Origin of the sequence: uncultured Traorella sp. (assembly GCF_944327115.1) — a bacterium.
In the GTDB taxonomy this organism is placed as follows: domain Bacteria; phylum Bacillota_I; class Bacilli_A; order Erysipelotrichales; family Erysipelotrichaceae; genus Traorella.
Genome location: NZ_CALVGS010000107.1, coordinates 1 through 7,617, shown reverse-complemented (window position 1 = coordinate 7,617; position 7,617 = coordinate 1). Strand labels below are relative to the sequence as shown.

7 protein-coding genes are annotated in these 7,617 nt (G+C 40.5%); 5 read left to right on the top strand and 2 right to left on the bottom strand.

All coding sequences use genetic code 11. From position 1 onward, the window contains the following. The coding region (locus tag Q0K35_RS09350; RefSeq protein ID WP_294562520.1) for a YneF family protein at positions 1-101 on the top strand (101 nt) is incomplete at its 5' end. A 241-nt stretch (positions 102-342) separates the two neighbouring features. Here Q0K35_RS09350 and bilS read toward each other — a convergent pair. Next, the gene (gene bilS / locus Q0K35_RS09345; RefSeq protein ID WP_294562517.1) at positions 343-852 is read right to left on the bottom strand and encodes a flavodoxin family protein BilS; all 510 of its coding nucleotides are present in this window, start codon (positions 850-852) and stop codon (positions 343-345) included. Positions 853-863: 11 nt separating this feature from the next. Next, positions 864-1,463: a glycerol-3-phosphate 1-O-acyltransferase PlsY gene (gene plsY, locus Q0K35_RS09340; RefSeq protein ID WP_294562519.1), complete on the bottom strand. Its 600-nt coding sequence runs from the start codon at positions 1,461-1,463 to the stop codon at positions 864-866. Positions 1,464-1,563: 100 nt separating this feature from the next. On the opposite strand from plsY, the gene parE reads away from it, so the two are divergent. The 4 genes from parE to Q0K35_RS09320 all read left to right on the top strand — a co-directional run bounded on the left by parE (position 1,564) and on the right by Q0K35_RS09320 (position 7,465). After that, entirely contained in the window at positions 1,564-3,495 is a 1,932-nt protein-coding gene (gene parE, locus Q0K35_RS09335) for a DNA topoisomerase IV subunit B (RefSeq protein WP_294562516.1), read from the top strand. Then, positions 3,488-5,953: a DNA topoisomerase IV subunit A gene (gene parC, locus Q0K35_RS09330; protein ID WP_294562514.1), complete on the top strand. Its 2,466-nt coding sequence runs from the start codon at positions 3,488-3,490 to the stop codon at positions 5,951-5,953. The genes parE and parC overlap by 8 nt, the downstream gene beginning before the upstream one ends. A gap of 80 nt (positions 5,954-6,033) precedes the next feature. Next, a complete protein-coding gene (locus Q0K35_RS09325) occupies positions 6,034-6,276 on the top strand; it encodes a hypothetical protein (protein WP_294562512.1) in 243 nt (80 codons plus the stop codon). Between the two features lie 4 nt (positions 6,277-6,280). Further along, a complete protein-coding gene (locus tag Q0K35_RS09320) occupies positions 6,281-7,465 on the top strand; it encodes an AI-2E family transporter (protein WP_294562510.1) in 1,185 nt (394 codons plus the stop codon). The last annotated feature ends 152 nt before the right edge of the window (positions 7,466-7,617 follow it).

The following is a 7,617-nucleotide window of genomic DNA, read 5'->3' as shown; positions in this document are numbered from 1 at the left end:
TCAATGAAAAGATGATTCGGGCAATGTTCTTGCAAATGGGAAGAAAACCATCAGAAGCTCAAATTCGCCAAATCATGAAATCAATGGAACAAGCAAGATAAAACCCTTTTTAAAGGGTTTTTTTCTTGATGAAAACATTGAGAGATAGAGTAGATCTTTTTATTTTACAGTATTGTTTCAAAGCAAATATAGTTTATCATAGATACTTAGAGATAATTCAGATAATTTATGTCTGTCTGCATGTTGATGCTGAAATTTTAAACTGATATGTATTAAAATCAGACAAAAAAAACGGTGTTTCAATAGAATTTCACCGTTTTATATAGGATCAATAAATCATGTTTAATTTTTATTTATGATCGAGGTAATCCATTCTTTCGCATGCTTTAGATCATCATCGTTTGGATGTTCAAGTGCTTCATCAAAATTTTCGATGCTGACCTTTAATTTCGCATCATCCGGATGTTCTCGCATCATTTGAACATATCGGTCTTTTACGCTTAATGGCATCTTTCCCTGACAGAAAAAATATCCTAATATTTGATTGGAACCATCAATATGTTCCTTTACTCTTGAAAATAAGGTTTGATAATATTTTTCATCTTTTCCGTAGCCGGCTGTTCCGAAATACGCAATTTTTTTATTTCTTAACGTTTGAATGAAGTCAAGGATGGTATGATAAGCATTTCCTTTATCTGTCCATGATCCTATGATATAGACATCTGCTTCTCTGATTTCAGAAGCAGGCTTACCAAAGTAAACAATTTCTTCATCGTTAAGCTCTTCCTGGATTGCCTTTGCAATCATTTCAGTATTTTTGGTATTGCTTGCATAAACAATTGCTATTTTCATAAAAACTCCTTTCAAAGCCATTTTACTTTACTTTCAGTATGATTCATGATTCGCCGGATATTCGGTATGTGACGGGTGATCACCAGGATATCCAGCAATGCGCTTGCAATCAAAACAAGGATCGGTGCCTGTATGATAAAAAGTGAGATCGTACTGGCAACGGCTGCGATCATGCTGGATAGTGATACCATTTTAGATAGGAATAAAGTTATAAAGAAGGCAGCCAGCGGAAGGACGAAGCACAACCAGTTATGAGTAGTAAAAAGAGCGATGGCGAGCAGAAAGCCAAACATGCTGGCAGCTGCTTTTCCGCCTTTAAAATGAGCAAATATAGGGAAACAATGACCGACACATACGGCAAGACCGCACCATATGGATGCATCCTGTGAATATATAGATACGATACCGACAGGAATAAATGCTTTTAATGCATCTAAAACGATCACGCTGATACCCGCTTTTTTTCCTAAAACTCTTCCGGCATTGGTGCCTCCCAGATTACCTGAACCATATTGACGTATATCTGTGTGATAGAAAAGCTTTCCAATCACCAGTGCAAAGGGAATCGATCCCAATAGATATCCAAATAAGACAGATAAGAAGTAAATCATCATATCACCTCCCCTTCCTATTGTATCATTTTTCATTAAAATGACAAACTAATTTTTAGAAATCTATGTTATAATAATCAAGTTAGAGAGGTGTTTTTTTATGTGTCCAAAAGCCTATGATGCATCAAGTATACAGGTGCTTGACGGACTGGAAGCAGTTCGTAAGCGTCCCGGAATGTATATTGGAAGTACAGACTCGCGGGGACTTCATCATTTAGTGTGGGAAATCGTAGATAATTCTATTGATGAGGCGCTGAATGGTCATGGTAATACAATTAAGATCACATTGCATGAAGATGGCAGTGTCAGCGTAGAAGACGAAGGCAGAGGAATGCCGGTAGAAATGCATGCGCAGGGAGTGTCTACCCTGCAGGTCATCTTTACGATTCTGCATGCCGGCGGTAAATTTTCGGAAGCCGGCGGCTATAAGACAAGCGGGGGATTGCATGGTGTCGGTGCCAGTGTCGTAAATGCCTTAAGTGAATGGGTAGAAGTAGTCGTACATAAAGATGGTAAAATATATCAGATGAATTTTAGTGATGGCGGTAAGAAGGTCAGCAAGCTAAAAGAACTGGGAAAAACAAATAAGACAGGATCCAAGGTCACGTTTCTTCCGGATAAGCGGATATTTTCAACGACGCATTTTTCATATTCGACGATTTGTGAGCGTGCCAGAGAAAACGCTTTTCTTTTAAAAGGATTAAAAATGATCGTCACGGATGAGCGTGGTGATAATAAAAGAGAAGAGGTTTATCATTTTGAAAACGGATTGGAAGCATTTATTGAATATTTGCATGAAGATAAAGCGACGTTGCATAAGCCTTATTCTTTTTCAAGCATGAATAATGGCATTCAGATCGATTGTGCATTTCAATATACAGATGAATATCAGGAAAATATGTTTTCATTTGTCAATATGGTCCGTACAAGAGATGGCGGTACGCATGAAGTGGGCTGCCGAAGTGCTTTTACGAAGGTCTTTAATGAATATGCCCGTAAAAATGGATTATTAAAAGAAAAAGATAAAAACTTTGAGGGCAGTGATGTCCGTGAAGGCCTGACAGTGGTATTGTCTTTAGGTGTTCCGGAGCATTTGCTGCAGTTTGAAGGACAGACCAAGGGTAAGCTGGGAACGATGGAAGCCAAGAGCGCTGTTGAAAATGTCGTGAGTGAAAAACTGACTTATTTTTTAGAGGAAAATAAAGATTTGGCGGTTTCGTTGATCAAAAAGATGCAGCGTGCTTCCTTGGCCAGAGAGGCTGCCCGCAAGGCACGTGAGGAATCCCGTAAGGGAAAGTCCAAAGGAAAAAGCGAGAAGATCTTAAGTGGAAAACTGGCAGCTGCCCAGAGCAGGGATGCTTCGAAAAAAGAGTTATATCTTGTCGAGGGTGATTCTGCCGGAGGAAGTGCCAAGCAGGGAAGAGATAGTAAATATCAGGCAATTTTGCCGCTTCGTGGAAAAGTATTAAATACGGAAAAGGCCAGTATTGCCAGCATTGAAAAGAATGAAGAATTGAATACGATCATTCATGCATTGGGAGCCGGTGTCGGTGCTGATTTTTCACCGGAGGACAGTGCTTATGGAAAAGTGATCATCATGACCGATGCCGATACGGATGGGGCTCATATCCAATGTCTTTTGCTGACTTTCTTCTACCGGTATATGCGCAAGGCGATCGAAGAGGGCATGATCTATATTGCTTTGCCGCCTCTGTATAAGATTCAGAAAGGAAAAGAGATTGCTTATGCATGGAATGATGAAGAATTGAATGAGCTGAAACAGAAAATGGGTCGAGGCTATGAAATTCAACGTTATAAAGGACTTGGTGAAATGAATGCTTCCCAGCTGTGGGAAACGACGATGAATCCGAATACGCGTACCTTGATTCGTGTGAGCATTGAGGATGGCATGTTTGCGGAAAAGCGTGTGAGCGTTCTGATGGGCGATCGTGCGGATGTGCGTCGTGAATGGATCGAAGAGAATGTATCATTTACATTGGAAGATGATTATAAGGAGGAAATCAATGGATAAGCAGAGTGAACATATCATTACGGCTCCTCTTGAGGAAATTATGGGGGATCGTTTTGGAAGATACTCGAAATATATCATTCAGGATCGTGCTTTGCCAGATGCCAGAGATGGCTTGAAGCCGGTTCAGCGACGTATCCTCCATTCGATGAATATGCTGGGGATCACGCATAATAAGCCTTATAAAAAATCAGCACGAATCGTGGGAGATGTTATCGGTAAGTATCATCCGCATGGCGATACTTCAGTTTATGATGCGATGGTCCGTATGTCACAGACATGGAAAACAAGGGAAACCTTGATCGATATGCATGGTAATAACGGATCGATGGATGATGATCCGCCGGCTGCCATGCGATATACGGAAGCGCGTCTTTCGGCGATCAGTCAATATATGCTGGCTGATATTGATAAAGATACGGTTGAATTTGCACCGAATTTTGATGATGAAGAAATGGAACCTACGGTGCTTCCGGCTCAATATCCAAATCTTCTGGTCAATGGGATCAGCGGGATTGCCGCAGGATATGCAACCAATATTCCTCCGCATAATTTAAGTGAGGTGTTGGATGCGGCCATTTATCGGATCCAATATCCGGATTGTTCATTGGATGAACTGATGGAATTTGTACAGGGACCGGATTTTCCTACGGGTGGTATCGTACAGGGAATTGAAGGTATCAAGGAAGCTTTTACGACAGGAAAGGGAAGGGTCGTTGTCCGCAGTAAATGTGAAGTCGTACAGACGAAAACGAATCAGCAGATCATCGTTCATGAAATTCCTTATGATGTCATTAAAAGCAATCTGGTGAAAAAAATCGATGAGATACGTCTGAATAAATCAATTGAAGGTATCTTAGATGTCCGTGATGAATCGGATCGTAACGGTTTGCGTATCTGTATCGATTTGAAAAAAGAAGCCAATAGTCAGCTGATCTTAAACTATTTATATAAGAATACCGATCTTCAGGTCTATTTTAATTACAATGTCGTAGCTATCGTCAATAAGCGCCCGATGCAGATGGGTCTGGCAGCTATGCTGGATGCTTTTATCGATCATCGCAAGGATGTCGTGACGCGCCGCAGCCGCTATGAGCTTGATAAAATGGAGAAAAGATGTCATATTCTGGAAGGTCTTATTCGAGCCATGTCTGTCTTGGATGAGGTCATTGCGATCATTCGTTCATCGAATGGCAAAGCAGATTCTAAGGAAAAGCTGATCGAACGCTTTGAGTTTAGTGAAGCCCAGGCAGAAGCAATCGTAACATTGCAGTTATATCGTTTGTCAAATACGGATGTCGTTCAATTGAAGAACGAGTTTTCAGAGCTTGTGAATAAGATGGAAGAATTGAATGATATCTTAAATAATCCGCGTTTGATGAAGAAGGTCATCATTGAAGAATGTAAGCAGGTAAAGAAAGATTTTGGTTCTCCGCGTTTGACTAAGATCGAAAATGAGATCGAGGAGATCGTGATCGATAAGACAGCGATGGTCAACAGTGAACAGGTCATGCTTTCTGTTTCCAGAGATGGCTATGTGAAAAGGGTATCGATGCGTTCATATAACTCTTCGAATGATGCTTTGACGGGTCTGAAGGAAGGCGATGAGCTGATTGGTGTGAAGGAAGTCAATACGTTGGATATCCTTTTGTTCGTGACTGGCAAAGGTACTTATGGCTATTGCCGGATCTATGAGATCGATGAAGCGAAATGGAAGGATATCGGTTCACATCTCAACAGCTGTATCAGTATGACTTCTGAAGAGAAGATCATTTCTGCTTATGTGCTGAAGGATTTTGATACCGGAGCATCGCTTGTTACGTTATCTCGCAGGGGAATGATCAAGCGGACGATGATTGCCGATCTGGAGGTATCACGCAATAATAAAACGATGCAGCTGATGTCGATCAAAGCGGATGATGAGCTCGTTGATAGCTGTATCGTCAGTGATGATGATGAAATCATCGTGCTTTCATCGAATTGTTATAGCGTGCGCTATCCGGCAGATGTGATCACGCCTACGTCTTGCAGAGGAAAGGGCATCATCGCTATGAAAAATGATGACTGTGTGGCCCTTGTCAATGCGTCTGCCTCACATATGGTCTGTGTGACAGAAAGCGGTTCTATGAAGCGGATCAAGATGAGTGATATTGCAGTAACCGGTCGTCCGGTAAGAGGCGATCTGATCGCTAAAAAAGTAAAATCAAATCCGGCCGTCCTTCGTTATGGCTTTGGTTGTGAAAATAATGATGAGATTTTATTGATGCAGGAGAAGCCTGAAAAGCTTCATGGCAAGGATATTGCTTTGATGAGCAAGGAAGCTACTTTCTCATCGGCAATCAAGGTTCATTTGCCTTTCTATATTCAAAAGATGATTCATGAAGTCATGAAGATCGAGAAAAAAGAAAAGGTACATGAAGAAGAAAAATCAGAGATCAATCAGACTTCTTTATTTGATTAAACTGCTCATTGAGCAGTTTTTTCTTTTCTCATGGAAATATGTATGGAAATAGTTTATAATTGATATAAGGAAGTGATGGTATGAAAAAAAGTGTCATAACAGGATGTGTGCTTGCTTCAGTGGCAGCCATTGGCTGTGCTTGGGCAGTAAAAGAATATAAAGAAAAGAAAGCAATGAAACAAGAACCAAAAAAGCGTTCCTTCTGTCGTTCTGAAAAAAAAGCAGTAAATTTGAAAAAAAGAAAAGATGTGAAAACAATCAGGGTGTCTAAGGATGCATCTTTAAAAAATAAGCTTTGGGCATGTTTTGAAATCTTGAGGTAATCCTATGAATTTTTTTAAAAATCATGCGACAAGACGTATTTTATTCATCATAACATTTACGGTTCTGCTGACAGCAGCTGTTTTTAATATCAATGTGATCATGGATGTCTTCGATACGATTCTTTCCATTGCCTATCCTTTTATTGTCGGAGGTATCATTGCCTTTATTCTAAATGTTGTTTTACGCCAGCTTGAATTAAAGCTATTTAAAAATGTAACATTTCAGTTAAAAAACGGGCGTTCCTTTAAACGTCCGATATGTATGGTGCTTACGATTGCCATCGTATTATTTGTCTTATTTGTTGTGGCCTTTTTGCTGGTTCCCCGGTTAGTGGAAGCCATTCTTGCCATGGTGGATCAATTGCGTATCTTTATTCCTCAGGCCCAGCAGTTTTTTGAACAGCTTGTGAGAGAAAACGAGGATGCGGTTCGCTTTATTGAGTCGCTGAATATTGATTATGAGGGAATGTTTAAGCAGGCTACGGATTTTTTGAGCCGTTCTGCCACCGATCTGCTTTCAAATGCTTTCAATATCGTATCCTCCTTTGCAGGTACGATGTTCTCTTTCTTTATCTCATTTATTTTCGCAACTTATTTGCTGATACAGAAAGAAAAGCTTTCTAAGCAGCTAAGACTGGTCATGAACGCCGTATTATCCGAAAGAAGGCAGCAGCAGGTTGAGCGTGTCTTGGCATTGTCCTTTGATACTTTTTCAAATTTTGTCAGCGGACAGGGATTAGAAGCTGTGGTGCTGGGTACATTGGTGGGTACTTGCTGCTGGATCTTTGGTTTATCTTATTCTTCAGTGGTGGGTGTCATTGTCGCTCTTTGTTCGTTTATACCGATGTTTGGAGGTATGATCGCACTGATTGTCGGAACGCTGATCCAACTGATCGTTTCACCGATTCAGGCACTGTCCTTCTTTTTTATGATGGTGATCATCCAGCAGATTGACGGTAATCTGATCTATCCGCATATCATGGGGAACAGAATCGGTCTGCCGCCGATGTATGTGCTGATTGCTTTCTCGGTAGGCGGAAGTCTGATGGGATTGTTTGGCATGCTCTTGTTCATTCCGATTACAAGCATCTTGTATGATCTGTTCCGTGACTGGGTATATGAACGCATCGCTAAAAAAGAAAAGCATGTGGAGCTGGAAGAAAAGGCAGAGGAAACCGGTATTGAGTAAAATAAAAAAGATTAGGTTTTCAGGCCAATGCAACTAAAATAAGAATTTGACAAAAAGCTAAATTTATGAATCTCTTACAAAAATAAAAGTGAGGGGTTCTTTTTTTATTTGAAAACTATTGACATTTCTATGAAAATCTGGCCGCTTCGCGG